The 20,779-nt window shown below is 66.6% G+C and carries 30 protein-coding genes; 9 read left to right on the top strand and 21 right to left on the bottom strand.

The genetic code is table 11. The features are described 5' to 3' along the window. Positions 1-39 precede the first annotated feature (39 nt). From ABIC16_RS16875 to hisB, 8 genes are all read right to left on the bottom strand, one after another. Positions 40-417, bottom strand: a complete 378-nt coding sequence (locus ABIC16_RS16875; protein WP_354291947.1) for a histidine triad nucleotide-binding protein — start codon at positions 415-417, stop codon at positions 40-42. An 11-nt stretch (positions 418-428) separates the two neighbouring features. After that, positions 429-752, bottom strand: coding sequence for a phosphoribosyl-ATP diphosphatase (locus ABIC16_RS16870; protein ID WP_277967820.1), 324 nt, complete (start codon positions 750-752; stop codon positions 429-431). Positions 753-784: 32 nt separating this feature from the next. Next, positions 785-910, bottom strand: a complete 126-nt coding sequence (locus ABIC16_RS16865; RefSeq protein WP_277967819.1) for a hypothetical protein — start codon at positions 908-910, stop codon at positions 785-787. A gap of 74 nt (positions 911-984) precedes the next feature. Further along, a complete protein-coding gene (hisF, locus tag ABIC16_RS16860) occupies positions 985-1,752 on the bottom strand; it encodes an imidazole glycerol phosphate synthase subunit HisF (RefSeq protein WP_354291946.1) in 768 nt (255 codons plus the stop codon). 127 nt (positions 1,753-1,879) lie between these two features. After that, positions 1,880-2,614, bottom strand: coding sequence for a 1-(5-phosphoribosyl)-5-[(5-phosphoribosylamino)methylideneamino]imidazole-4-carboxamide isomerase (gene hisA / locus ABIC16_RS16855; protein WP_354291945.1), 735 nt, complete (start codon positions 2,612-2,614; stop codon positions 1,880-1,882). Further along, positions 2,611-3,216: an imidazole glycerol phosphate synthase subunit HisH gene (hisH, locus tag ABIC16_RS16850; protein WP_354291944.1), complete on the bottom strand. Its 606-nt coding sequence runs from the start codon at positions 3,214-3,216 to the stop codon at positions 2,611-2,613. The genes hisA and hisH overlap by 4 nt, the downstream gene beginning before the upstream one ends. Beyond that, positions 3,213-3,527, bottom strand: a complete 315-nt coding sequence (locus ABIC16_RS16845; RefSeq protein ID WP_354291943.1) for a YciI family protein — start codon at positions 3,525-3,527, stop codon at positions 3,213-3,215. Before ABIC16_RS16845 ends, hisH begins: the two co-directional genes overlap by 4 nt. A 1-nt stretch (position 3,528) precedes the next feature. Further along, the gene (hisB, locus tag ABIC16_RS16840) at positions 3,529-4,116 is read right to left on the bottom strand and encodes an imidazoleglycerol-phosphate dehydratase HisB (RefSeq protein ID WP_354291942.1); all 588 of its coding nucleotides are present in this window, start codon (positions 4,114-4,116) and stop codon (positions 3,529-3,531) included. 71 nt (positions 4,117-4,187) lie between these two features. Between hisB and ABIC16_RS16835 the strand changes: the two genes are divergently transcribed. Genes ABIC16_RS16835 through gmk form a run of 4 tightly spaced genes read left to right on the top strand, consistent with a single transcriptional unit; the run spans position 4,188 to position 7,087 of the window. Beyond that, complete coding sequence (locus tag ABIC16_RS16835; protein WP_354291941.1) at positions 4,188-4,670, top strand: SspB family protein; 483 nt, start codon at positions 4,188-4,190, stop codon at positions 4,668-4,670. 46 nt (positions 4,671-4,716) lie between these two features. Continuing rightward, a complete protein-coding gene (gene fumC / locus ABIC16_RS16830) occupies positions 4,717-6,102 on the top strand; it encodes a class II fumarate hydratase (protein ID WP_354291940.1) in 1,386 nt (461 codons plus the stop codon). 57 nt (positions 6,103-6,159) lie between these two features. Continuing rightward, positions 6,160-6,384, top strand: coding sequence for a hypothetical protein (locus ABIC16_RS16825; protein ID WP_277967811.1), 225 nt, complete (start codon positions 6,160-6,162; stop codon positions 6,382-6,384). Positions 6,385-6,430: 46 nt separating this feature from the next. After that, entirely contained in the window at positions 6,431-7,087 is a 657-nt protein-coding gene (gene gmk, locus ABIC16_RS16820) for a guanylate kinase (protein WP_277967810.1), read from the top strand. Positions 7,088-7,119: 32 nt separating this feature from the next. Here the strand turns inward: gmk and ABIC16_RS16815 are convergent, their stop codons facing one another. The 6 genes from ABIC16_RS16815 to crcB all read right to left on the bottom strand — a co-directional run bounded on the left by ABIC16_RS16815 (position 7,120) and on the right by crcB (position 10,904). After that, complete coding sequence (locus tag ABIC16_RS16815) at positions 7,120-7,812, bottom strand: ATP12 family chaperone protein (protein WP_354291939.1); 693 nt, start codon at positions 7,810-7,812, stop codon at positions 7,120-7,122. After that, the gene (locus ABIC16_RS16810; protein ID WP_354291938.1) at positions 7,809-8,030 is read right to left on the bottom strand and encodes a hypothetical protein; all 222 of its coding nucleotides are present in this window, start codon (positions 8,028-8,030) and stop codon (positions 7,809-7,811) included. Before ABIC16_RS16810 ends, ABIC16_RS16815 begins: the two co-directional genes overlap by 4 nt. Continuing rightward, positions 8,027-8,704: an HAD-IA family hydrolase gene (locus ABIC16_RS16805; RefSeq protein WP_277967807.1), complete on the bottom strand. Its 678-nt coding sequence runs from the start codon at positions 8,702-8,704 to the stop codon at positions 8,027-8,029. The genes ABIC16_RS16810 and ABIC16_RS16805 overlap by 4 nt, the downstream gene beginning before the upstream one ends. A 73-nt stretch (positions 8,705-8,777) precedes the next feature. Further along, positions 8,778-9,377, bottom strand: coding sequence for an FMN-binding negative transcriptional regulator (locus ABIC16_RS16800; protein WP_354291937.1), 600 nt, complete (start codon positions 9,375-9,377; stop codon positions 8,778-8,780). A gap of 34 nt (positions 9,378-9,411) precedes the next feature. Further along, a complete protein-coding gene (locus ABIC16_RS16795; protein ID WP_354291936.1) occupies positions 9,412-10,533 on the bottom strand; it encodes an RluA family pseudouridine synthase in 1,122 nt (373 codons plus the stop codon). Continuing rightward, a complete protein-coding gene (crcB, locus tag ABIC16_RS16790) occupies positions 10,530-10,904 on the bottom strand; it encodes a fluoride efflux transporter CrcB (protein ID WP_354291935.1) in 375 nt (124 codons plus the stop codon). Before crcB ends, ABIC16_RS16795 begins: the two co-directional genes overlap by 4 nt. A 158-nt stretch (positions 10,905-11,062) precedes the next feature. Here crcB and ABIC16_RS16785 point away from each other — a divergent pair, with 158 nt between their 5' ends. Continuing rightward, the gene (locus ABIC16_RS16785) at positions 11,063-11,287 is read left to right on the top strand and encodes a hypothetical protein (RefSeq protein ID WP_502958357.1); all 225 of its coding nucleotides are present in this window, start codon (positions 11,063-11,065) and stop codon (positions 11,285-11,287) included. A 61-nt stretch (positions 11,288-11,348) separates the two neighbouring features. Here ABIC16_RS16785 and ABIC16_RS16780 read toward each other — a convergent pair whose 3' ends face one another. The 6 genes from ABIC16_RS16780 to ABIC16_RS16755 all read right to left on the bottom strand — a co-directional run bounded on the left by ABIC16_RS16780 (position 11,349) and on the right by ABIC16_RS16755 (position 15,733). Further along, the gene (locus tag ABIC16_RS16780; protein WP_354291933.1) at positions 11,349-11,897 is read right to left on the bottom strand and encodes a glycine zipper 2TM domain-containing protein; all 549 of its coding nucleotides are present in this window, start codon (positions 11,895-11,897) and stop codon (positions 11,349-11,351) included. Between the two features lie 116 nt (positions 11,898-12,013). Next, the gene (locus ABIC16_RS16775; protein ID WP_277967802.1) at positions 12,014-12,442 is read right to left on the bottom strand and encodes an OsmC family protein; all 429 of its coding nucleotides are present in this window, start codon (positions 12,440-12,442) and stop codon (positions 12,014-12,016) included. A 77-nt stretch (positions 12,443-12,519) separates the two neighbouring features. Next, complete coding sequence (locus ABIC16_RS16770; protein ID WP_277967801.1) at positions 12,520-12,843, bottom strand: glycine zipper 2TM domain-containing protein; 324 nt, start codon at positions 12,841-12,843, stop codon at positions 12,520-12,522. Between the two features lie 175 nt (positions 12,844-13,018). Beyond that, positions 13,019-13,945, bottom strand: coding sequence for a bifunctional riboflavin kinase/FAD synthetase (locus ABIC16_RS16765; RefSeq protein WP_354291932.1), 927 nt, complete (start codon positions 13,943-13,945; stop codon positions 13,019-13,021). A 34-nt stretch (positions 13,946-13,979) separates the two neighbouring features. Continuing rightward, entirely contained in the window at positions 13,980-15,152 is a 1,173-nt protein-coding gene (locus tag ABIC16_RS16760) for a dipeptidase (RefSeq protein WP_354291931.1), read from the bottom strand. A gap of 110 nt (positions 15,153-15,262) precedes the next feature. After that, entirely contained in the window at positions 15,263-15,733 is a 471-nt protein-coding gene (locus ABIC16_RS16755) for a dihydrofolate reductase (RefSeq protein WP_354291930.1), read from the bottom strand. Between the two features lie 244 nt (positions 15,734-15,977). Between ABIC16_RS16755 and ABIC16_RS16750 the strand changes: the two genes are divergently transcribed. Then, entirely contained in the window at positions 15,978-16,652 is a 675-nt protein-coding gene (locus ABIC16_RS16750; RefSeq protein ID WP_354291929.1) for a tetratricopeptide repeat protein, read from the top strand. Here ABIC16_RS16750 and ABIC16_RS16745 read toward each other — a convergent pair. After that, on the bottom strand, positions 16,603-17,100 hold the full coding sequence (locus tag ABIC16_RS16745; RefSeq protein WP_354291928.1) for a TspO/MBR family protein: 498 nt from the start codon (positions 17,098-17,100) through the stop codon (positions 16,603-16,605). The genes ABIC16_RS16750 and ABIC16_RS16745 overlap by 50 nt on opposite strands. A 78-nt stretch (positions 17,101-17,178) precedes the next feature. Between ABIC16_RS16745 and ABIC16_RS16740 the strand changes: the two genes are divergently transcribed. Genes ABIC16_RS16740 through bchO form a run of 3 tightly spaced genes read left to right on the top strand, consistent with a single transcriptional unit; the run spans position 17,179 to position 20,779 of the window. Beyond that, the gene (locus ABIC16_RS16740) at positions 17,179-18,159 is read left to right on the top strand and encodes a magnesium chelatase ATPase subunit I (protein ID WP_354291927.1); all 981 of its coding nucleotides are present in this window, start codon (positions 17,179-17,181) and stop codon (positions 18,157-18,159) included. Next, on the top strand, positions 18,156-19,868 hold the full coding sequence (locus tag ABIC16_RS16735; RefSeq protein ID WP_354291926.1) for a magnesium chelatase subunit D: 1,713 nt from the start codon (positions 18,156-18,158) through the stop codon (positions 19,866-19,868). The genes ABIC16_RS16740 and ABIC16_RS16735 overlap by 4 nt, the downstream gene beginning before the upstream one ends. Then, positions 19,865-20,779, top strand: coding sequence for an alpha/beta fold hydrolase BchO (bchO, locus tag ABIC16_RS16730; RefSeq protein WP_354291925.1), 915 nt, complete (start codon positions 19,865-19,867; stop codon positions 20,777-20,779). Before ABIC16_RS16735 ends, bchO begins: the two co-directional genes overlap by 4 nt.

Genomic DNA, 20,779 nt, shown 5'->3' with positions numbered 1-20,779 from the left:
TGCGCGAGCCTAGCCGCAAATTACCCTCGCGCAAGACCCTTAGCGCGCGAGCAGTGGCCCGAGCCCGCGCCCTGCGAAGATATGCACGTGAAGATGCGGGACTTCCTGCATCGAATCCTTGCCCGCATTGGCGAGCAGCCGATACCCCGGCGCGACCAGCCCCGCGTCACGCGCAACGGCGCCGACCGCGCGGACGAAACCGCTGATCTCCGCGTCAGAGCCGCGCGCGCTGAAATCGTCCCATGACACATAGGCCCCCTTGGGGATCACCAGGATATGCGTCGGCGATTGCGGGTTAATGTCGGGGAAGGCGATCGCGAAATCGTCCTCATACAGCCGCTTGGCCGGGATCTCCCCGCGCAGGATCTTGGCGAAGATGTTCTGGTCGTCATAGGGCAGGGTGGCGTCGACGGGCATGGGGCTTCCTCTCAATCCGGTTTGCGCGCGGCCTTTTCGTCGATCCCCGACACGCCTTCGCGGCGTGCGATCTCGGCGCGGACGTCGTCGAGCGTCACGTCGCAATCCGCCAGCAGGACGAGCAGATGGAAGACGAGGTCGGTCGCTTCGCCGACCAATGCGGCCTTGTCCTCGGTCAGCGCGGCGATCACGGTCTCGACCGCTTCCTCGCCGACCTTCTGCGCGATCTTCCTGCGGCCCTTGCCGAACAGCTTGGCGGTGTAGGAGGTCGCGGGGTCGGCATCCTTGCGGGCAAGGATCGTCGCGGCGAGCGTATCGAGAATGTCGTCGGCCATGCGGTCGGGGCTGGCGCAACCAGGCGCGCGCGTCAATCCTTGGGTGGTCGCTTCAGGAGGCGTTTGCGCAGCGCCCGGCGGACGAGGAACACGCCGATCGCCGCGACGACGAACAAGGCGATGTCGGAGAGTGCGGGGCCAGTGCGCGGGGTGGCCACGCCGCTGTGCGGGGCAGCGAAAGCCTGGGTTGCCCCAAATGCCCCAATCAGGAAGATTTTGCGATGAGCAAACCTCACGCCACCGGCCGCCGCACGGGAATCCCCGCCGCCGCCAGCGCAGCATGCGCGTCCGCGATGCTCGATTCGCCGAAGTGGAAGATCGACGCCGCCAGCACTGCGCTGGCGTGACCGTCGACAATCCCCGCGACCAGATCGTCCAGCCCGCCGACGCCGCCGCTCGCGACGACCGGCACGCGGACCTGATCGGCAATCGTGCGAATCAGCTCCAGATCATACCCGCCGCGCGTCCCGTCACGGTCCATCGAGGTGACGAGCAATTCGCCCGCGCCGAGCTCGGCCAGCCGCAGCGCGTGCGCGATCGCGTCGATCCCGGTGGCGCGCCTGCCGCCATGCGTGAAAACTTCCCAACCGTCCGCAACGCGCCGCGCATCGACCGAGGCGACGACGCACTGGCTGCCGAAGCGGTCCGCCATGTCGCCGACCAGCTCGGGCCGTGCGACCGCGGCGCTGTTGACCGCGACCTTGTCCGCACCCGCCAGCAGCAGCGCGCGCGTATCGGCGACCGAGCCGACCCCGCCGCCGACGGTCAGCGGCATGAAGCACACTTCGGCGGTGCGGCGCACCACGTCGAGGATCGTTCCGCGCGCTTCATGACTTGCGGTGATGTCGAGGAAGCAGAGCTCGTCCGCCCCCGCCGCATCATAGGCGCGGGCTTGCTCGACGGGATCGCCCGCATCGCGCAGTTCGACGAAGTTGACGCCCTTGACGACGCGCCCGTTGGCGACATCGAGACAGGGAATGACGCGTGCACGGACGGTCATCGAAAGCCCCTCCCCTTTAGGGGAGGGGTTGGGGTGGGGCCGTCCAGCGCGCCGATCTCTCTACAAGGCACAGCCCCACCCCTAACCCCTCCCCTGAAGGGGAGGGGGAAATTCCCTGCGGCGCCCCTCACGCCGCCTTCGCCACGGCAAGCGCCGCCGCCAGATCCAGCCGCCCGTCATACAGCGCCCGCCCGGTAATCACGCCCTCAACCCCATCGCGGTTATGCAGCGCGAGCACATGGATCTCGGCAATCCCCTTGACCCCGCCGCTGGCGATCACCGGGATCCGCACGCTCCGCGCCAGATCGACCGTCGCATCCACGTTGCACCCCTTGAGCATCCCATCCCGACCAACGTCGGTGAACAGCAGCGCCGCCACGCCCGCATCCTCGAACCGCCGCGCCATGTCGATCACCTCGACCGTCGAGACATCCGCCCACCCCTTGGTCGCCACGAACCCGTCTCGCGCATCGACCGCAACGACGATCCCGCCCGGAAAATCGCGCGCAGCGTCGCGCACCAGCTCCGGATTCTCGAGCGCCGCGGTGCCGATCACCACGCGCGAAACGCCGAGATCGAACCAGCGTTCGATCCCCGCACGGTCGCGAATCCCGCCACCCAGCTGCACATGCCCCGGAAATTGCGAAACGATCGCCCGCACCGCATCGCCATTGACCGATTCCCCCGCGAACGCGCCGTCGAGATCGACCACGTGCAGATGCTCCGCGCCAGCCTCGGCGAACAGCATCGCCTGCGCGGCGGGATCATCGCCATAGACGGTCGCACGGTCCATATCGCCCTCGGCAAGGCGGACGACCTGGCCGCCCTTGAGGTCGATCGCGGGGAAAACGATAAGGCTCATGGCTTCCAGCTCAAGAAACGGGTGAGAAGATCGAGCCCATAACGCTGGCTCTTTTCGGGATGGAACTGGACGCCGAGCAGATTGTCCCGCCCGATCGCCGCGGTGACCGGCCCGGCATGGTTCGTTCCGGCGATCACGTCGGCGCCTTCGAAGGCGTAGGAATGCAGGAAATACGCTTCGCCTGGCACGATCAGCGGATGATCGCGGCTGGGCACCACGTCGTTCCAGCCCATGTGCGGCACCTTGGCGGACGCATCGTCGGGGGTCAGGTGGCGCACCGTCCCGCGGATCCAGCCAAGCCCAGCATGGGTGCCGTGTTCCTCGCCGGTTTCCGCCATCAACTGCATGCCGACGCAGATCCCGAGGAACGGCACCGCATCCCGTTGGACGCGTTGCTCGAGCGCCTCGACCATCCCCGGCACCGCGCGCAAGGCGGTGGCGCAGGCGGCGAACGCGCCGACGCCGGGAAGGACGATCCGGTCGGCGTTCGTCACGGCGTCGGCATCGGCGGTGATCAGCATGTCGGTGCAGCCGGCCGCCTTCAACGCATTGGCGACCGAATGGAGGTTGCCCGCGCCATAGTCGATCAGCGCGAGCGTCATGCCAGCAGCGCCGCAATCTCGGGCAGCGCGAAGCTCGCGTTGAACTGGACGACTCGCGCGGTCGCGACGCCGCTGGTGACGAACGGGTCGGTCGCGGCGAGAGCCTCCGCCTCGGCCTTGCGCCCGCGCGCGACGATCACGCCGCCGGTGCGCGGATCCTGCCGCCCGGCAATGAGGAACACGCCCTCCGCGAACCCCTTTTCGAGCCAGGCAACATGGTGCTTCAACTGCGCATCGACTGCTTCGAGCGAGGGGCCATAGTCGAGCAGGATCAGGCAAAGCGGCCCATCGGCGCGAAACGAAGCGGCCATGTCAGAGCGTCCCCTTGGTGCTCGGGATCGCATCGGCCTTGCGCGGGTCGATCTCGACTGCTTCGCGCAAAGCCCGCGCGACACCCTTGAACGCGGCCTCGGCAATATGGTGGTTGTTGCTGCCATAAAGCGTCTCGATGTGCAGCGTAACGCCTGCAGTCTGCGCGAAAGAGTGGAAGAAATGCTCGAACATTTCGGTGTCCATCTCCCCCAGCCGCTTCTGCGAGAATTCGGTCTTCCACACCAGATACGGCCGCCCCGAGATGTCGATCGCCACGCGCGTCAGCGTCTCGTCCATCGGCGACAGCGCATCGGCATACCGCCGGATCCCGCGCTTCTCGCCCAATGCCTTCAGGACAGCCTCGCCGATCGCGAGGCCGGTGTCCTCGACTGTATGATGCTGGTCGATATGCAGATCGCCCACCGTCTTGATGTCCATATCGATCAGCGAATGGCGCGAGAGCTGCTCGAGCATGTGGTCAAAGAAACCGACCCCGGTCGAGACGGTGTAACGACCGGTCCCGTCGAGGTTGACGGTGACGTCGATCGAGGTTTCGCTGGTACGGCGGCTGATGGTGGCGGTGCGCATGGCCTTCCCATAACGCTTCTTTGCACCCGTGCAATCTTGACCGGGGACCAAAGGGCGCTACCCAAGGGCGCATGAGCGATGGTCTTCCCGATAGCCTGATTCCCTACGACGATATCGTGCAGGAGGCACTGCGCGCAGTCGTCGGCCGCGTGCTCGGCTCGGTTGCCGAAAGCGGCGGATTGCCGGGGGAGCATCATTTCTACATCACCTTCAAGACCCAGGCCCCCGGCGTGGACATCCCGACTCGGTTGATGGAGCGTTTTCCCGACGAGATGACGATCGTCATGCAGAACCGCTATTGGGATCTGCTGGTCGATGACACCAAGTTCTCGGTCGGGCTGAGCTTCAACCAGGTTCCGTCGAAACTGGTCATTCCCTATTCGGCGATCACCGGGTTTAGCGATCCTGCGGTCAATTTCGAACTGCGGTTCCAGGCGGCGGAAGGTTCCGAGGGCCCCGAACCGCACGACGAAGCCGAGAATGACGGCCCCACCGCGACTCCGATCGAGGATGGATCGAACGTCGTCGCGGTCGATTTCAAGCGCAAGAAATAAGCCCTCCGGTCCCCGCTGACGGGCGCGGGGGCAGTGGAGACTGGCGATGACCGACACCCGTACCGAAACCGATTCGCTCGGCCCCGTAGAGGTTCCGGCAAGCGCCTATTGGGGCGCGCAGACGCAGCGCTCGACTGAAAACTTTCCCTTCCCGGCGACCGAGCGGATGCCGCTCGCGATCGTCCACGCGCTGGCGATCGTGAAACAGGCCGCCGCGCGGGTGAACCGCGCACACGGCCTCGACGCTGCGATCGCCGAAGCGATCGATTCGGCGGCGGCGGAACTCGCGGCGGGCAAGCTCGACGACCAGTTTCCGCTGGTGATCTGGCAGACGGGCTCGGGCACGCAGACCAACATGAACGTCAACGAAGTGATCGCAGGCCGCGCAAATGAGCGCATAACCGGCGCACGTGGCGGCAAAACGCCGGTCCATCCGAACGATCACGTCAACAAAAGCCAGTCCTCGAACGACAGTTTCCCGACAGCGCTCCACATCGCCGCCTCGATCGGCGTGGTTGAGCGGCTGTTTCCGGCGCTGGATCGGCTGCAGACCGCTTTGGAGCAGAAGGCGGCTGCGTGGAGCGGGATCGTCAAGATCGGCCGAACGCATCTGCAAGACGCCACGCCGATCACCTTGGGTCAGGAATTCTCGGCCTACGCCAATCAGTTATACCGCTGCCGACGCCGGATCGAACCCGCTGTCACGCACGGCACCAACCGTCTCGCCCAAGGCGGGACCGCAGTCGGCACCGGGCTCAATGCGCCAAAGGGCTTCGCGCGCGACATCTGTCTGGTCATCTCTGAGATCACCGGCCTGCCGTTCCATCCGGCGGAGAATGCGTTCGAGGCGCTCGCGTCGAACGATCCGATCGTCCAGCTGTCGGGGACACTCAACACGCTGGCGGTCGCACTCACCAAGATCGCCAACGATATTCGCCTTTTAGGCTCGGGCCCGCGTTCGGGGCTGGGCGAACTGCATCTTCCCGAGAACGAGCCGGGCAGCTCGATCATGCCGGGAAAGGTCAATCCGACCCAGTGCGAGATGCTGACGATGGTTGCGGCGCAAGTGATCGGCAATCATCAGGCGATCACGATCGGGGGCTTGCAGGGGCATCTCGAACTCAATGTGTTCAAGCCGATGCTCGGCGCGGCGCTGCTCCGCTCGATTGATCTGCTCGCGGTCGCGATGGAGAGCTTCGCGACACGCTGCGTCGAGGGGATCGAACCCGACGAGACGCGAATCGCCGAGCTGGTCGATCGCTCGCTGATGCTTGTCACCGCGCTCGCCCCTGAGATCGGTTACGATAAAGCCGCCAAGATCGCCAAGTATGCGCACCACGAGGGCCTGACGCTGCGCGAGGCGGGGCATGCACTCGGATTGGTGGACGATGCAACGTTCGACCGGCTGGTGCGGCCCGAAACCATGGTCTGACGCAGACGGAACCAACGCCGCGCCCGAACGCTACCGCTCCCGACACAGGAGATCATCATGAGCGTAACGACCCTTATCGGCGCAGCCATCGGCGCGGCAATCGACGGTTCCGACGGCGAAGACAGCAACCTCGACGGCGCGATCGGCGGCGCGATCGCGGCCAAGGTGATCACCGCGGTGATCCCACTCGCGCTGACCTTCGCGACCGGCTGGTTCGTCCTGCGCGGCATCGGCAAGCTCAAGGACGAAGTGTTTGGCACGGACGAACCCGTACGCCGCTGAGCGCCGGATGGGTTGACGCCTTCCGGCGTGCGCGCCACTAGCGGGCATGCCCGACCATCGCTCTTCGCAGCCCAAAAGCTTCAAACGCCGTGGATTGATGTTCGTCCTGTCCTCGCCTTCTGGCGCGGGCAAATCGACGATCGCCAATCGCCTGCTCAAGGAAGAGCGTAACAAGCTCAAGATGTCGGTGTCCTACACGACTCGCCCGATGCGAAAGGGCGAAGTCGAGGGACGCGATTATCATTTCGTCGACAAGGAAACCTTCCGTCACATGGCGGAGGACGACCAGTTCCTCGAATGGGCGCGTGTGTTCGACGAACGCTACGGCACGCCGCGGGACACCGTCTTCAAGGATTTGGAGCACGGGCAGGACATTCTGTTCGACATCGACTGGCAGGGTGCGCAGCAATTGTTCCAGCTCGCGGGCGGCGATGTGGTACGCGTTTTCATCCTGCCGCCGGGGTTGAAGACGCTGCGCGACCGGCTCGAGAAGCGCGCAACCGATTCGCAGGAGGTCATCGACCGCCGCATGGATCGCGCGCTTGCCGAAGTGAGCCATTGGGACGGCTATGATTATGTGCTGGTCAACGACGATCTCGACGACTGTTACGAGTGCGTCCAGACGATTTTGACCGCAGAACGGCTGAAGCGGTCGCGCCAGCGCGGAATGATCGGATTCATCCGGCGGTTGCCGGAGAAATAAGGAGCGGTTGGGGCGAGGCCTATGCCTAGAAATCAGTCCCCCAGCAACTCCAGCATCCGCACGCCGCCGCCGAAATCACGCCGCCGTGCGGCAATGCCCGCCTCGGCGAGCGGGTCGCGGCCCCAGCGTTCCGCCTGATACTCTTCGTCGAGCGTCACCGCGTCCCACACCTGTTCCGCCGTTGCCGCACGCTCGACCAAAGCGAGCGCAGCGATCAGCGAGCCGCCGATCGTCACCACCGGCGACAGCGCTGCCAGCGTGAACGCATCGCGCGCTGCGATCGCGTCCCCCAGCCGGGCGAGCGTCACAGCAGGCTGGGCGCGGTGAAGGATTCCGGTCGCGACTTCGATATGCGCATCGTAGCGCGCCCGCGCCCAGTCGAGCAGCGGATCCCACGCCGCCGCCTGCCGCGCGACCAGGTCCTCGGGCGAATCCGCCCGGTAACAGAGCAGATCGCTCTCGCCATAATGCGCGAGACCCGCCGCAAACAGCGCCTGGTCCGCGCCGACCCGGTCGATCGCGGCATTGCCGAGGCCCGTCAGCGGCATCGCGCGCGGGTCGATCTCCTGGCCATCCTCCACCGCACGCCATTCGTCGGCAACCGCCTCCGCCAGCGCCGCGGTCGGCAGCACGAGCGGCACGCGCCCCGGCGTCCGCAGCGGGCGCTCGTCGAGCCGGATCCCGCGCTCGGCATCGACCGCGACGTGTTTCCAAAAGCGCTTCATGGCTGCGGCGGGGTCCGCCAGCGCCGTGCCAGCGCGCGCGGGACGATCGCGATCAGCAGCAGCGCGGAAATCACCAGCGCGGTACCGATCGCCTTGGGGACAGTCGCGTCGGCGCGCGCGATCAGGACCAGCCCGAGCAGCGCGCCGGCCACGCCCAGCAGGCGCGCGCCGACCATCGCGAAATAGCGGTTGCGCGCGGTAGTATCCGGGTCGTTCATCGGTGTTCCATCAATCGGGGAAGCGCGGCGACCGTCTCTGCTATCGCATGCGCGCCCGCTTCGGTCAGTTCGTCGGCGGGGTGATAGCCCCACGCTACACCCAGCGCGCGCGTCCCCGCCGCGCGTGCCATCAACATGTCGTAGCTGGTGTCGCCGATCATCACGGTCGTTTCCGGCACCGCGCCCGCATCCGCCATTGCGGTCTCGATCATCGAGGGATGTGGTTTTGAAGGGTGACGGTCGGCGGTCTGGAGCGTGATGAAATGCGCAGCGATCCCGTGATGTGCCAGGATATGCGCAAGGCCCCGGTCGGATTTGCCGGTCGCAACGCCGAGTTTCCAGCCGTCCGCCGCAAGATGGTCGAGCACGTCGAGGATGCCGTCGTACAGCGGTTCGGCGCTCATCGCGCCCGAGGTCCGCATCTTGAAGAACGCCGCTTTGTAGTCGTCCGCCAATGTGCGGTGCAGCGCGGAGTCGCCTTCGGGCAACAGCCTCTCCATTGCCTCAACGAGGCTGAGGCCGACGATTCGACGGATTGCGCCGCGATCGGGCGCGATCAGATTTGCCCCGGTGAACGCTTCCTCGACCGAGCGACAGATATTGTCCTGACTGTCGACCAGCGTGCCGTCGCAATCGAACAAAGCGAGGCGGGCGGGAGAAGGGATGGCTGTCATACGATGCTCCGTTCCGCGGCGCAGGCCGGGGTCTCGTCGTGCTGGCGATCGGGCTGGGTGTTGCGTGCGGGCGTCATACGTTCCGCATCCAATGTGCGATCCCGCGTCGCCCCGCCGCTTCGACGCCATCCGCCGCCGCGAGCCGCGCCGCTTCGGGCTTGTTCTGCCCGAGCTTCAGCGTGCCCCGCCACGCCTGGACGGTGAGCGTGAACCCGAGGATTCCGCGCGTCATCCGCTCGAACAGCGCGGCATCCATCTTGTCGCGGGTCCACGGCGTCTTGGGCGCGAGCCGTTCCTCCTGCAGCGCCGAGACGCAGTCGACCTGCTCGACCAGCCCGTCATGATCAAGCCGCGCGATCCGGCCCTCCAGCTCGACCGCGACGTAATTCCACGTCGGCACCTGGTCGGGGCCGAGCCCGTACCAGTCGGGGCTGACATAACCGTCCGGGCCCTGCACCACGAATACGCCAGTCGCGCCGTCGAGATGCCGCGCGATCCCGTTGCCGCGCGAGACGTGGAAAGCGAGCGTTGTGTCGTCGTTCCACACCACCGGGACATGCGCCACGCGTGGGCCATCGGGCGTCGCGACGAACAAAGCGCCAAAGCCGAGTTCGCGCACCAGCGCGCGCATCGCGTTGCGGTCTTCCCAGCGAAAGGCCGGATCGGGATGCATCAGCCTAACGCATGCGCAGGAAGGCGGATGCCGATCACGTCGCCGAACCGCGCCGCCGCCGCTCGCCCTTGCGATCCTTGCGGTAGGTCTTGGCGTGCTGGCGCGCTTGCTGCTTCTTGACCTCGCGGCTGGGCGGCGGGGGCGATTCGAGCGGCATCATGTTGCCGAGCATCTCGTCGAACCCGAGCTGCTTGAGGCTCTCGGAAAAATGCGTCGGCAATTCGGCCTGGACGTCGATCGCACCGCCATCGGGATGGTCGATCCGGATCCGGCGCGAGTGCAGATGCATCTTGCGCGAGATGTTGCCGGTCAGAAACGCGGCCTGCCCGCCATATTTGCCGTCGCCGACGATCGGATGCCCGATCGCCGCAAGATGGACGCGCAACTGGTGCGTACGCCCGGTATGCGGGATCAGCTCTAGCCACGCAGTGGTCGTCCCCGCCATCTCGATCACGCGGTAGCGCGTGCGCGCGGGGCTGCCTTCCTTCTCGTCGACGTGCATCTTCTCGCCGCCGGTGCCGGGCTGCTTGGCGATCGGCAGTTCGATCATCCCGTCCTCGATCGACGGCACGCCGACGACCAGCGCCCAATAGGTCTTGCGCGCCGTGCGTGACGAGAAGGACTTGGAGAAATACGCCGCCGCGCGCGCGGTCCGCGCGATCAGCAACGCGCCGCTCGTATCCTTGTCGAGCCGGTGGACCAGCTTGGGGCGGCCCTCCATGTCGTCCTGCAACGCATCGAGCAGACCGTCGACATGCTCGATCGTCTTGGTCCCGCCCTGCGTCGCGAGGCCGGGTGGCTTGTTGAGCACGATCGCCTGCGCATCGCGGTGGATCACCATTTCCTGCGCGAAGGTGATCTCGTCGTCGCTCAGCGGCGGACGCTCGCGCTTTTGCGGCGCGTCGACGCGGACCGGCTCGGCCGGGGGCACGCGGATCGCCTGGCCGGCGACGACATGGTCGCCCGGCTTGGCGCGCGCGCCATCGACGCGGAGCTGCCCGGTGCGCGCCCATTTGGCGACGGTGGTGTAGCTCGTGTCGGGCAGATGCCGCTTGAACCAGCGGTCGAGCCTAATTCCGTCATCGTCGACACCGACGCTGAACTGGCGGACGTCGCTGGTGGCTTTGCTGGGTTTGTCGGGAGTTTTCGTGGTCATGCTGCGATCCGGGTAAGCCAGAGGCCGGCGAACAGCGCCAGCACCGCGCCGAGGACCGACGCAAGGACATAGCCGAGCGCGGTCATCCACGCATCGCGCTCGACCATCGTCACGACCTCAAGCGAGAATGAAGAGAAGGTTGTAAAGCCGCCGAGTACCCCGACGCCGAGCAGCAGCCGTGTATTCTCGTTGCCACCGACACGCGCAAGCATGCCCATCAGCACACCCATCGCGAACCCGCCGATCAGGTTGACCGCAAGCGTGCCGAAAGGAAAGACCGGGCCGAACGCGGCGACGGCGCCACGCCCGACGAGATAGCGCGCTGCAGTGCCCACGGCACCGCCCGCCATAACGAGGAAAAGCTGATACATTGCGGCTGCGTTAGCGCGGAATGAAGCCGTCGTCACCCCGGCCTGCGGAAACGTCGTGCGACGCACGTTGACGACCGCCGGATCGCCGTGGATCCACGTGGCCTTAGGGGCCGCACCTTGCATAAGCTCGCCCCCGACGTCATGTTCGCGTCATGGGTATGATCTTCAACATCGTTTCAGTTCTGGTCGGCCTTGTAGCCCTGCCGGTGGCACTCGTCGGGCTTGTGCCGTTTTTTGGCCTCGCCAATTACCTTGCGATTCCGATCGCGGTCGTTGGCGCTGCGCTCGGCATGCTGTCGGGACACAGGAGCGGGCGGAACTTCAATATCTTCGTGCTGATCGTCGCGGCGATCCGGCTGATGCTCGGCGGCGGATTGCTGTAACGCCGAACAAGAAAAAGGGCCCGGCGTCTGCACGCCGGGCCTCTTCATCCTGTCGATTACCTTAGCGGCAGACGACCTTCCCGCGGTCGACCGACTGGCCAAGCAGCGCACCCGCGCCGCCGCCGATCAATGTCCCAAGCAGACGCGAACCGCCACCTGCGATCGTGTTGCCGAGCGCACCGCCAGCAAGACCGCCGATAATCAGACCGGTGGTGCCGTCACCACGGCGGCAATAATAGCGATTGTCGCGACCGCGATAGATACGGTCGTTGCGAGTCAGGCGGCGCGGCTGGTAGTATTGGCCGTTGCGATAGTAATTTTCCGCGTAATACGCGCGCTGGCCATTCTCGAAACGATTGTAATCGTAGTTGCGATACTGGCGCCAATCACGATTGCGGTCGCGCCGAGCGTCGCGCACGTCGCGACGATAATCCTGGCGGGCGTCGCGGACGTCATCGCGCGAGTCGGCGTTGCGGATGTCGCGACGGTACTCCTGGCGGGCGTCGCGGACGTCCTCGCGATATTCGCGGTTGGGATTGTTCTGGGCGACTGCGGGAATCGCGGTGAGCGTGCTCGCTGCGATTGCCGCTGCCAGAATGAACGTACGCATTGGGATGAGCTCCTTGAACCAAATCCATGTCGTGGATCAGGATAGAGAACTCATCCCCCGCCGCTAAGTTGCGTGAACCGAAAACTACCGTTCGTTCACACTCTTGTCAGATAAAATTAAGCGTTAAGCGAATGGGTTAATGTAATCTCGGCATTCAGCACTTTGGAAACCGGGCAATTCGCCTTTGCGCCCGCTGCGATCTCTTCGAACTTGGCGGGGTCGATCCCGTCGACCGTCGCCTTGAGGTCGAGCGCGGACTTGGTGATGGTGAAACCATCGCCGTCCTTGTCGAGCGTAACCTTGGCGGTCGTCTCGAGCTTGCCGTCGGTGAAACCGGCCTTCGCGAGTGCAAAGCTAAGCGCCATCGTAAAGCAGCTTGCGTGCGCGGCTGCGATCAGTTCCTCGGGGTTGGTGCCGGCACCGTCCTCGAAGCGGCTGTTGAAGCCATATTGCGTGTCCGAAAGAACGCCCGACTGAGTCGAGACATGGCCCTTGCCGGCCTTGCCGAGGCCGTCATATTTGGCCGATCCGCTGCGTGTGGTCATCGTCATTCTCCTTGGCGCATAAAAAACGCGGGCCCGTTGGGGCCCGCGCTGGATATAGGGTGCGGATGTGACGGCTGTTAGTTGCAGCGACGGCTCGCCGTGCTGGCGCGGTCGATCGCGCGGCCACCGAACGCCCCTGCCACGCCGCCGAGGACGGTGCCCAGCGTCTTGTCGCCGCGACCGGCGATCTGGTTGCCGAGCAACGCTCCGCCGACGCCGCCGATGAGCAGGCCGGTCGTGCCGTCCGAATGGCGGCAATAGCGGCGACCGTCGCGCCCCTCATAGACGCGCGGCGCATAGCGGCGATGATGATCGCGCGCACTCGCTTCCGCGGTCGGGAACGCCATGGTTGCGGGGATGGCGAGCGAAGCGGCGCTGAGCGCCATCAAGAACGTACGCATGAAAGTTTCTCCCAGTTACACCGTGCTTGGATCAATTCCACAGCAAGAACGATCGCTGTTCTAGCAACGTTGCATGAACCTGAAACAACCTGCCGTTCAGCTACGCGCAGTGTGTCGGAAAATGCGGGGAGTACTTGAGAATATCGAACGAAGTCTTGGCGTTACCTGGTTAACGTCAGGCCGAGAGCAGGTCTCGCGCGCGCAGACAGTCGGCGTCCATCTGCGTGGTGAGCGCTTCCAGCGTGTCGAACTTCGCCTCTGGGCGGAGATATTCGATCAGCGCAACCTCGATTACCTGACCGTACAGATCGCCCGAAAAGTCGAAGAAGAACGGCTCGAGCAATTCCTTCGGCGGATCGAAGCTTGGGCGGATGCCAAGGTTCGCCGCACCGTCCACCATCCGCCCGTCCGCCAGACGTCCGCGCACTGCATAGATGCCGTAGGCCGGCCGGACATACTGCCCCATGTCGAGATTGGCCGTCGGGTAGCCGATCGTCCGCCCGAGTTTGTCGCCATGCTGGACGGTACCTTCGATCGCAAACGGGCGCGTGAGCAGGCGCGCGGCGCCGCGCGGATCGCCCTGCTGAAGCAAGGTGCGAATGCGGCTCGACGAAACCGGTGTATCGTCGAGCATCACCGGCGCCACCGTATCGACCGAGAAACCACGCGTCGCGCCAATCTCCGCCAACATTGCGACCGATCCGCTGCGGCCCTTGCCGAAGGTGAAGTCTTCGCCCGTAACCGCGCCGGCGATCCCGATCTGGTCGATCAGCAACTGCTCTACGAACGCCTCGGCCCCCAGCGCGGCGAGCGCGGTGTCGAAGTGGAACACCACCATCGCGTTTGCTCCGGCTTCCGCGAATAGGCGTTGGCGTTGATCGAGCGTGCTGAGCCGGAACGGAGCACTGTCGGGCACGAAATGGCGGATCGGGTGTGGATCGAACGTCCCGACCAACGCCGGACGTCCCTCGGCGCGCGCGCGCGCAACGGCACGGCCGACCACGGCCTGATGCCCCAGGTGAAATCCATCGAAATTGCCGAGCGCGATGATCCCGCCGCGCAAGCGCTCCGGAACCGCCGAGCTGCCGTCGAGCCGCTCCATGAATGCGGCCTATAAGCACGGCGAAGCGGCTGCGCTAGGCAGGTTTGTTCGGAACGATCCCAGCGCGGATCACGCGGAGCACATTGCCCCCCATCACCTTGCCGATCTCGGCACCGCTGAACCCGCGATCGAGCAGCGCTTGCGTGATCGCGGCAACGTGCGCCGAATCGAACGCCGTGGTGACCGCGCCGTCGAAATCGGAGCCGAGGCCGACATGATCCACTCCGACGAGATCGCGCACGTGGGCGATCGCCGCCGCAGCCGCATCCGGCTGCGTCGAGCAGATCGCGCCGTCCCAATAGCCGATTCCGACGACGCCACCGGTCCGGGCGACGCCGCGGATTTCCGCGTCGGTCAGGTTGCGATTGATCCGGCACGTCGCTTGGACGCCGCCGTGGCTCGCGACCACGGGGCGGCGGGCCAGCGCGAGCACGTCGGCGATCGTCGCGTGACTGGAATGGGCGATATCGACGATCATCCCCAGCGCTTCCATCCGCCGCACCACCTGTCGTCCGAGCGGCGTGAGACCTGCCTTGCGCTCCCCGTGCATCGATCCCGCGACATCATTGTCGAAGAAATGCGCAAGCCCCGCCATCCGAAACCCGGCGCCGTGCAGGACGTCGAGATTGGAAAGCTGACCTTCGAGGTCCTGCAACCCCTCGATCGACAGCATCGCGCCGACGACCTTGGCGCCTTCGACTCGATCGGCGAGCAGGCGGTCGAACTGCGCGGCGGACCGGATCACGCGCAAGCGTCCGTTCGAGGCGGCGGCAAAACGATCGAGCTTGCTGGCATGCCATAGCGAGCGTTGCAGCAGCGATCCCCACGTGCGCGGTGGCTGCAATTGGGCGATGGCGAGCGCGGTTATGGTGTCGCTGTTGGCCGGGTTCGAGTCGTAATTCTGCCGTTTCGGTGTCTTCGTGACCGACGAGAACACTTGCAGCGCGACATTGCCTTTCAGCAGTCGGGGGACGTCGACCTGTCCCTGCCGCGACTCCGTCAGCAGGTCGCGGTTCCACAGCAGGCTGTCGGCATGCATGTCGGCGACCTGCAACCGCGCGTGCAGCGCCGCGGCGCGCGGCGAGATCGGTAAGGGCAGCGGTGCCACGACGTTCATGCTGCGCTCGACCATGCCGGGCGCGAGCATGAAGAACAGGATTGCCGCAAGCGCGACGATGCCGGCCACCGCCCCCAGGACTTTGCGCATCGGCACCGCTCTCCATCATGCAGGACTTTTATGCGGCATCCGCGATGCCACGTCCGGTCACGCCGTCGGTATGCGGTCTGGTAACGGTGGCGACAACCCCGCGCCGCGTTTCAAAGTCTTGCGGAGGTTACAAAGCTGTACGCCGGTTGCGATTCGGTCGCGGAATGGTCTTCCCGCGCGGTTTCCTGCCAACCGACGAAGCGCGGGACGGTCACGTCGCCTACGGGCGAGGCATGGACTTCGGTGAGTTCAAGCTTGTCGGCGAGCGGTTCGAACAGCGCGAACACCTCGGCGCCCCCGATCACCGCAACCGCTTCGTCGCCGGCGCAAGCGAGTGCGGCGTCCACGTCGTAGACCGGTTCCGCCCCGTCGGCGCGCCAGTCCCGGTCGCGGGTCAGCACGATATGGCGCCGCCCCGGCAGCGGCGCGGGGAAACTGTCGAAGGTTTTCCGCCCCATGATCATGGGTTTGCCCATAGTCAGCGCTTTGAAGCGTTTGAGGTCGGCGGGAATGTGCCACGGCAGCGCGCCGTCCCGACCGATCACGCCATTCGTGGCGCGCGCCAGAATCAGCGTGATCATTGCGGCGTCCCGGGGTTGAATGGCTTGGTCACAATGGGCTCCTCCTGCGCCGGTCATAGCGAGCCGGGTCGGTCGCGGTCGATCTGTTTGCGCTGCCGATCTGCCGCTCCTTTGAAATTGTGGCGCTCGGATCGAAGGAAGCGTATCCCGTACCGGTGTCGAAATGTCCTGCCCTGGCCGATATGGCGGATCGGTTGGTCGGGGTGGAGCGCATCGGCACGGCAACCGTGCGGGGCGTGATGCTATGAACATGGTGATGCTGGCATTGATGGGGGCGGCGACCGCGGGTCTGCTGTGGTCGCTGGGAATCGCGCGGTCGCTCGCGATGCTGGTCGGCGCTACGCTGATGGTCGGGGCGACCGGGTTTGCGGTGCAGGCAGTTCGGCACCAGCCGGGGATCCCGGTCCGCGCCGCCAGCGTACCGATTGCGGTGGATCCCGGAATGGTGGCGTTCCGGACGGCGGTGTTCGCGCCGCAATCGCCGGACGCGCTCGCGCTCGCCAGTGCGGATGGACGGCTCGAGACGGGGGATACGCACGCCGCCGCGCAGGGGCTGTTGCAGGATCTCGCGCAACGTCCGCGTGATTCGGCGTTGTGGACCGAACTCGGCTATGTCCTGGCCTTGCACGATCGCGCGGTGTCGCCCGCCGCAAAATTCGCGTTCAGCCGAGCGGTGGCGCTTGCGCCCGGCACGCCGGGGCCGGCGTTCTTTCTCGGAATGGCGTATGTCGACGCGGGCGATCTGACCGCGGCGCGTCCCTTCTGGGCGTATGCGCTGGCGGTGACGCCGGCGGGCGCGCCCTACCGCGCCGACATCGTCGAGCGGGTCGCCGCGATCGACCAGTTCGCGCGGATGGCGGCGGCGCAGTCTAGGACTGGGCGCGCGGTGCCCGATCCGCTTGTCCGAACGGCGCGTTGAGGCGCACGATCGCCCAGTTGAGCACCGCAGCGAAGCTGACCCACAGGAAATAGGGCACGATCAGCAGCGCGGCAAAGCCTGAGATCGGCGCAAGGCCAACGAGGAGCGCGACGAGCGACCCCCACAGGAACACGACCTCGATGAGGGCCCAATCGGGACGGCGAAGCGCGAAGAACAGCGGGCTCCACAGGAAATGGAACAGCGCGTTGACCGCGAACAGGATGACCACCGTGGTGCGCCCCGCCGCATCCGGAGCCGCAGTCCACGCGATCGCCGCCGACCAGGCCGCGAGGCCCAGCAGAATCGTCCATGCCGGACCGAACAGCCAATTGGGGGGCTGCCAGCTCGGCTTGCGCAAATCGCGGTACCAAGCGCCGATCGGCGTTGCGAGACCGCCGGCTACGAGAAGCACGATCGCACAGGCGCCGGAGACATAGAGCGGATTCATCGTAAATTCCTTGAAGCATCGCGCCCCGAAACACCAGTGTCCACTTGCCCGGTGTCAAGTGTGTGATACACCAAGCGTATGGGCAAGGCCTTTCCCTTTTCGGCGATCGTCGGTCAGGACGAGATGAAGCTCGCGCTGCTGATCGCCGCGGTCGATCCGCGGATCGGCGGCGTGATGGTGTTCGGGGATCGCGGGACGGGCAAGTCGACCGCAGTGCGGGCGCTGGCGGCGCTACTTCCGCCGATGTCCGCCGCGCTCGCGGGGTTCCATCCGGAGGGCGCAGTACCGCCGCCGGCGAAGGCCACCGTACCGGTCCCCTTCGTCGATCTGCCCTTGGGCGCCACCGAGGACCGGGTCGTCGGCGCGCTCGATCTCGAGCGTGCGCTGGGGGCTGGCGTGAAAGCGTTCGAGCCTGGTCTGCTGGCGCGCGCAAATGGCGGGTTCCTGTATATCGACGAGGTCAATCTGCTCGAGGACCATATCGTCGACCTGCTGCTCGACGTTGCAGCCTCGGGCGAGAATGTCGTCGAGCGGGAAGGGCTGTCGGTACGGCATCCCGCACGCTTCGTGCTGGTCGGCAGCGGCAACCCCGAAGAAGGCGAACTGCGTCCGCAATTGCTCGACCGCTTCGGCCTGTCGGTCGAGGTGCGGACCCCGCAGGACCTGGCAAGCCGAGTTGAGATCCTGAAGCGGTGCGACGCGTTCGAGCGAACCCCCGAAGCCTTTGCCGAAAGCTGGCACAGTTCCGAAAAGAAGACGGTGAAGCGGATCGCGCGCGGACGCGCAGCCGTGTCCGCGGTGGCAGTGCCAGACGCGATGCTCGCCCGTGCGGCTCAATTGTGTATGGCGGTTGGGGCGGACGGGCTGCGCGGCGAGCTGACGCTGATGCGCGCGAGCCGCGCACTCGCGGCGCTGGAAGGCGCAGGGTCGGTCGCGGCGGATCACATCGCACGGGTCGCGCCGCTCGCGCTGCGGCATCGATTGCGGCGTGGGGTGCTCGACGAAACCGGATCGACCGTCCGTATCGAACGCGCGCTGGAAGACCTGGCGGCGGCATGATCGCCGAGCCTTCGGCGCTGGACGATGCGCTGATGGCAGCACGTTTATGTGCAATCGATTCGGTCGGGCTGGGCGGAATCATCCTGCGGGGCGGCGGAGATCTGCGCGACGAGGTGGTCGCGGCCCTGCACGCGGCGCTTCCGGACAACGCCCCGCTGCGGCGAATCCCTGCGCATGTCGATAGCGACGGACTGGTCGGCGGGCTCGATCTCACCGCAACGCTCGCGCTTGGCCGACCGGTGCGGCAACCCGGCGTGTTGGCTGCTGCGGACGGTGGCGTGGTCGTGCTACCGATGGCGGAGCGTATGAGTGGGGCGACGGCGGCGCAGATCGCGGCGGTGCTCGATGCGGGGGCGGTGGATGGCGCACCCGTACGGCTTGCGGTGATCGCGCTCGACGACGGCGTCGAGGAAGAAGCACCACCGCCCGCGCTGGTCGAGCGGTTGGCGTTTCGGATCGATCTTTCCGAATGCAGACTCCCGGATGCCGCTGTCCCGGGCACGCTCGCGGAACAGCGCATGGCGGCGCACCCGCCTGTTTCGACAAGCGGCACGGAAGACGACTCTTCCGCGATCGACCCCGTCACGATCCTCGCCGCGACCGCGCTGGCGCTTGGCGTCGAGTCGGCGCGCGCACCGGTATTCGCGCTCCGGGCGGCTCGCGCCGCCGCAGCATTGGCCGGGCGTTCGACGATCGACAGCGATGACGTGCTGCTCGCGGTGCGCCTCGTCCTTGGCTCGCGCGCGACCCGGCTTCCACCGACGTCCGAGCCCGACAGGACCACCGCCCCACCACCGCCGCCGCCCGAAAACAACGAGGGCGAGGGGGAGCAGACCGGATCCGAGCTTCCCGAGGATGTGATCCTCGCCGCCGCGCTGGCGACGCTTCCGCGCGACGTGCTCGAACGCCTTGCGCTCGGACGGGGACCGCGCGGGAGCACTCGGTCGCGGGGCGCGGGGGAACGGCGCAAGTCCGCCGTGCGCGGACGGCCGTTGAGTGCGCGCGCAGGGGTGCCGCGCGGCGGATTGCGGCTCAGTCTGATCGATACGCTTCGCGCCGCTGCGCCGTGGCAGGCGCTGCGCGATCGGGGGGACGGCCCGATCCGTATCCGCCGGGACGATTTGCGCATTCGCCGGTTCGAGGCGCGCGCGGAAACGCTGACGATCTTCGCGGTCGATGCATCGGGATCGGCGGCTGCCGCGCGACTGGCGGAAGCCAAGGGCGCGGTCGAACTGTTGCTCGCCCAGGCCTATGTGAAACGCGCGCAGGTCGCGCTGATCGCGTTTCGCGGGACTGCGGCGGAGGTGTTGCTTCCGCCGACGCGCTCGCTGACGCGTGCCCGGCGCGTATTGGCGGACTTGCCCGGGGGCGGAGGAACGCCACTGGCCGCCGGCCTCGATGCCGCGCGCGCGCTGGCGGAAGCGGCGCGCGGGCGGGGACGGACGCCGTTTCTCGTCGTCCTCACCGATGGTCGCGCGAACATCGCGCTCGACGGCAGCGCGGTCCGCGCGCGCGCCGAGCAGGAAGCCGAGCTGGCGGCGCGCTCGATCGGGCAGGCGCGGATCGGGGCGGTGTTCATCGATACCGCCGCCCGTCCGCGGCCTGAGGGCGCACGGCTCGCGCTGGCGATGGGCGCGCGCTACCTGCCGTTGCCGCGCGCCGATGCCGCGGCGATGCACCGCGCGATCGCGGCGGTACAGGCAGCATGAGTCGTGTGACCTGGTCGGACGAGGGGCGCGACTGGCCCAACCGCGCGGCGAGCCGTTTCGTCGATACCGGGCGGATCCGCTGGCACGTGCAGGTCCTCGGCGCAGAATTAGGCACTGCGCCGGTAGTGCTGCTGCTACACGGTACGGGCGCGGCAACGCACAGCTGGCGGGCGCTTGCCCCCTTGCTCGCGGCGGACTTCACGGTGATTGCCCCCGATTTGCCGGGGCACGGCTTCACGACCGGGCGTCCGACCGGTGGTCTGGCGATGCCCGCAATGGCGCGGAGCGTCGGCGACTTGCTCCGGGTGCTCGGGGCTGCGCCCGATCTCGTCGTTGGGCATTCCGCCGGTGCCGCGATCGCGTTCCGGATGGTGCTGGATGGCATCGTCGCGCCGAACGCCGTCGTCGGCCTCAACCCGGCGCTGATGCCGTTTCCGGGGCTGGCCGCGAAGCTGTTCCCGACCTTCGCCCGGATGCTGTTCGTCAACCCCTTCGTACCGCATCTGGTCGCGGGGCTCGCCCGCGGACCGGGGGATGCGGCGGCCTATCTCCAGCGCGCGACGGGGTCGCGGATCGATCCCGTTGGGGTCACCTTGTACCGTCGGCTCTTCGCGACGTCGGATCACGTCGAGGGAGCGCTGACGATGATGGCCGCGTGGGATCTCGACACGTTCGCGCGCGACTTGCCCCGGATGACCGTGCCAGCGCTACTGCTCCACGGCGGGGCGGATGCGGCGATCCCGCTGGCGTCGGTCGAGCAGGCGGCGAAACGGATGCCCGCCTGTCACGTGCAGGTCCTGCCGGACCTGGGGCATCTGGCGCATGAAGAACGGCCCGCCGACGTCGCGGCGATCCTCCGCGCCTTTGCAGCGGAATCGGCATCGACGCCGGTCCCCCAAGCGGTGTCGTAG

It is taken from the genome of Sphingomonas sp. PvP055, from assembly GCF_040546365.1.
Classification (GTDB): domain Bacteria; phylum Pseudomonadota; class Alphaproteobacteria; order Sphingomonadales; family Sphingomonadaceae; genus Sphingomonas; species Sphingomonas echinoides_A.
This window is presented reverse-complemented; position numbering and strand designations above follow the sequence as displayed.

Bases quoted from the DNA above. Each gene is read 5' to 3' on its own strand.
- ABIC16_RS16775 (WP_277967802.1), bottom strand. From the start codon at position 12,442: ATGACCACACGCAGCGGATCGGCCAAATATGACGGCCTCGGCAAGGCC.
- ABIC16_RS16800 (WP_354291937.1), bottom strand. From the start codon at position 9,377: ATGCATCCCGATCCGGCCTTTCGCTGGGAAGACCGCAACGCGATGCGC.
- ABIC16_RS16815 (WP_354291939.1), bottom strand. From the start codon at position 7,812: ATGAAGCGCTTTTGGAAACACGTCGCGGTCGATGCCGAGCGCGGGATC.
- ABIC16_RS16750 (WP_354291929.1), top strand. From the start codon at position 15,978: ATGAACATGGTGATGCTGGCATTGATGGGGGCGGCGACCGCGGGTCTG.
- ABIC16_RS16835 (WP_354291941.1), top strand. From the start codon at position 4,188: ATGAGCGATGGTCTTCCCGATAGCCTGATTCCCTACGACGATATCGTG.
- ABIC16_RS16755 (WP_354291930.1), bottom strand. From the start codon at position 15,733: ATGATCACGCTGATTCTGGCGCGCGCCACGAATGGCGTGATCGGTCGG.
- ABIC16_RS16780 (WP_354291933.1), bottom strand. From the start codon at position 11,897: ATGCGTACGTTCATTCTGGCAGCGGCAATCGCAGCGAGCACGCTCACC.
- ABIC16_RS16785 (WP_502958357.1), top strand. From the start codon at position 11,063: ATGATCTTCAACATCGTTTCAGTTCTGGTCGGCCTTGTAGCCCTGCCG.
- ABIC16_RS16825 (WP_277967811.1), top strand. From the start codon at position 6,160: ATGAGCGTAACGACCCTTATCGGCGCAGCCATCGGCGCGGCAATCGAC.
- ABIC16_RS16765 (WP_354291932.1), bottom strand. From the start codon at position 13,945: ATGGAGCGGCTCGACGGCAGCTCGGCGGTTCCGGAGCGCTTGCGCGGC.
- ABIC16_RS16760 (WP_354291931.1), bottom strand. From the start codon at position 15,152: ATGCGCAAAGTCCTGGGGGCGGTGGCCGGCATCGTCGCGCTTGCGGCA.
- hisH (WP_354291944.1), bottom strand. From the start codon at position 3,216: ATGACGCTCGCGCTGATCGACTATGGCGCGGGCAACCTCCATTCGGTC.
- ABIC16_RS16745 (WP_354291928.1), bottom strand. From the start codon at position 17,100: ATGAATCCGCTCTATGTCTCCGGCGCCTGTGCGATCGTGCTTCTCGTA.
- ABIC16_RS16795 (WP_354291936.1), bottom strand. From the start codon at position 10,533: ATGACCACGAAAACTCCCGACAAACCCAGCAAAGCCACCAGCGACGTC.
- hisB (WP_354291942.1), bottom strand. From the start codon at position 4,116: ATGCGCACCGCCACCATCAGCCGCCGTACCAGCGAAACCTCGATCGAC.
- crcB (WP_354291935.1), bottom strand. From the start codon at position 10,904: ATGTATCAGCTTTTCCTCGTTATGGCGGGCGGTGCCGTGGGCACTGCA.
- ABIC16_RS16805 (WP_277967807.1), bottom strand. From the start codon at position 8,704: ATGACAGCCATCCCTTCTCCCGCCCGCCTCGCTTTGTTCGATTGCGAC.
- ABIC16_RS16845 (WP_354291943.1), bottom strand. From the start codon at position 3,527: ATGGCCGCTTCGTTTCGCGCCGATGGGCCGCTTTGCCTGATCCTGCTC.
- hisA (WP_354291945.1), bottom strand. From the start codon at position 2,614: ATGAGCCTTATCGTTTTCCCCGCGATCGACCTCAAGGGCGGCCAGGTC.
- ABIC16_RS16875 (WP_354291947.1), bottom strand. From the start codon at position 417: ATGCCCGTCGACGCCACCCTGCCCTATGACGACCAGAACATCTTCGCC.
- ABIC16_RS16735 (WP_354291926.1), top strand. From the start codon at position 18,156: ATGATCGCCGAGCCTTCGGCGCTGGACGATGCGCTGATGGCAGCACGT.
- ABIC16_RS16740 (WP_354291927.1), top strand. From the start codon at position 17,179: ATGGGCAAGGCCTTTCCCTTTTCGGCGATCGTCGGTCAGGACGAGATG.
- fumC (WP_354291940.1), top strand. From the start codon at position 4,717: ATGACCGACACCCGTACCGAAACCGATTCGCTCGGCCCCGTAGAGGTT.
- ABIC16_RS16870 (WP_277967820.1), bottom strand. From the start codon at position 752: ATGGCCGACGACATTCTCGATACGCTCGCCGCGACGATCCTTGCCCGC.
- gmk (WP_277967810.1), top strand. From the start codon at position 6,431: ATGCCCGACCATCGCTCTTCGCAGCCCAAAAGCTTCAAACGCCGTGGA.
- hisF (WP_354291946.1), bottom strand. From the start codon at position 1,752: ATGACCGTCCGTGCACGCGTCATTCCCTGTCTCGATGTCGCCAACGGG.
- ABIC16_RS16810 (WP_354291938.1), bottom strand. From the start codon at position 8,030: ATGAACGACCCGGATACTACCGCGCGCAACCGCTATTTCGCGATGGTC.
- ABIC16_RS16770 (WP_277967801.1), bottom strand. From the start codon at position 12,843: ATGCGTACGTTCTTGATGGCGCTCAGCGCCGCTTCGCTCGCCATCCCC.
- bchO (WP_354291925.1), top strand. From the start codon at position 19,865: ATGAGTCGTGTGACCTGGTCGGACGAGGGGCGCGACTGGCCCAACCGC.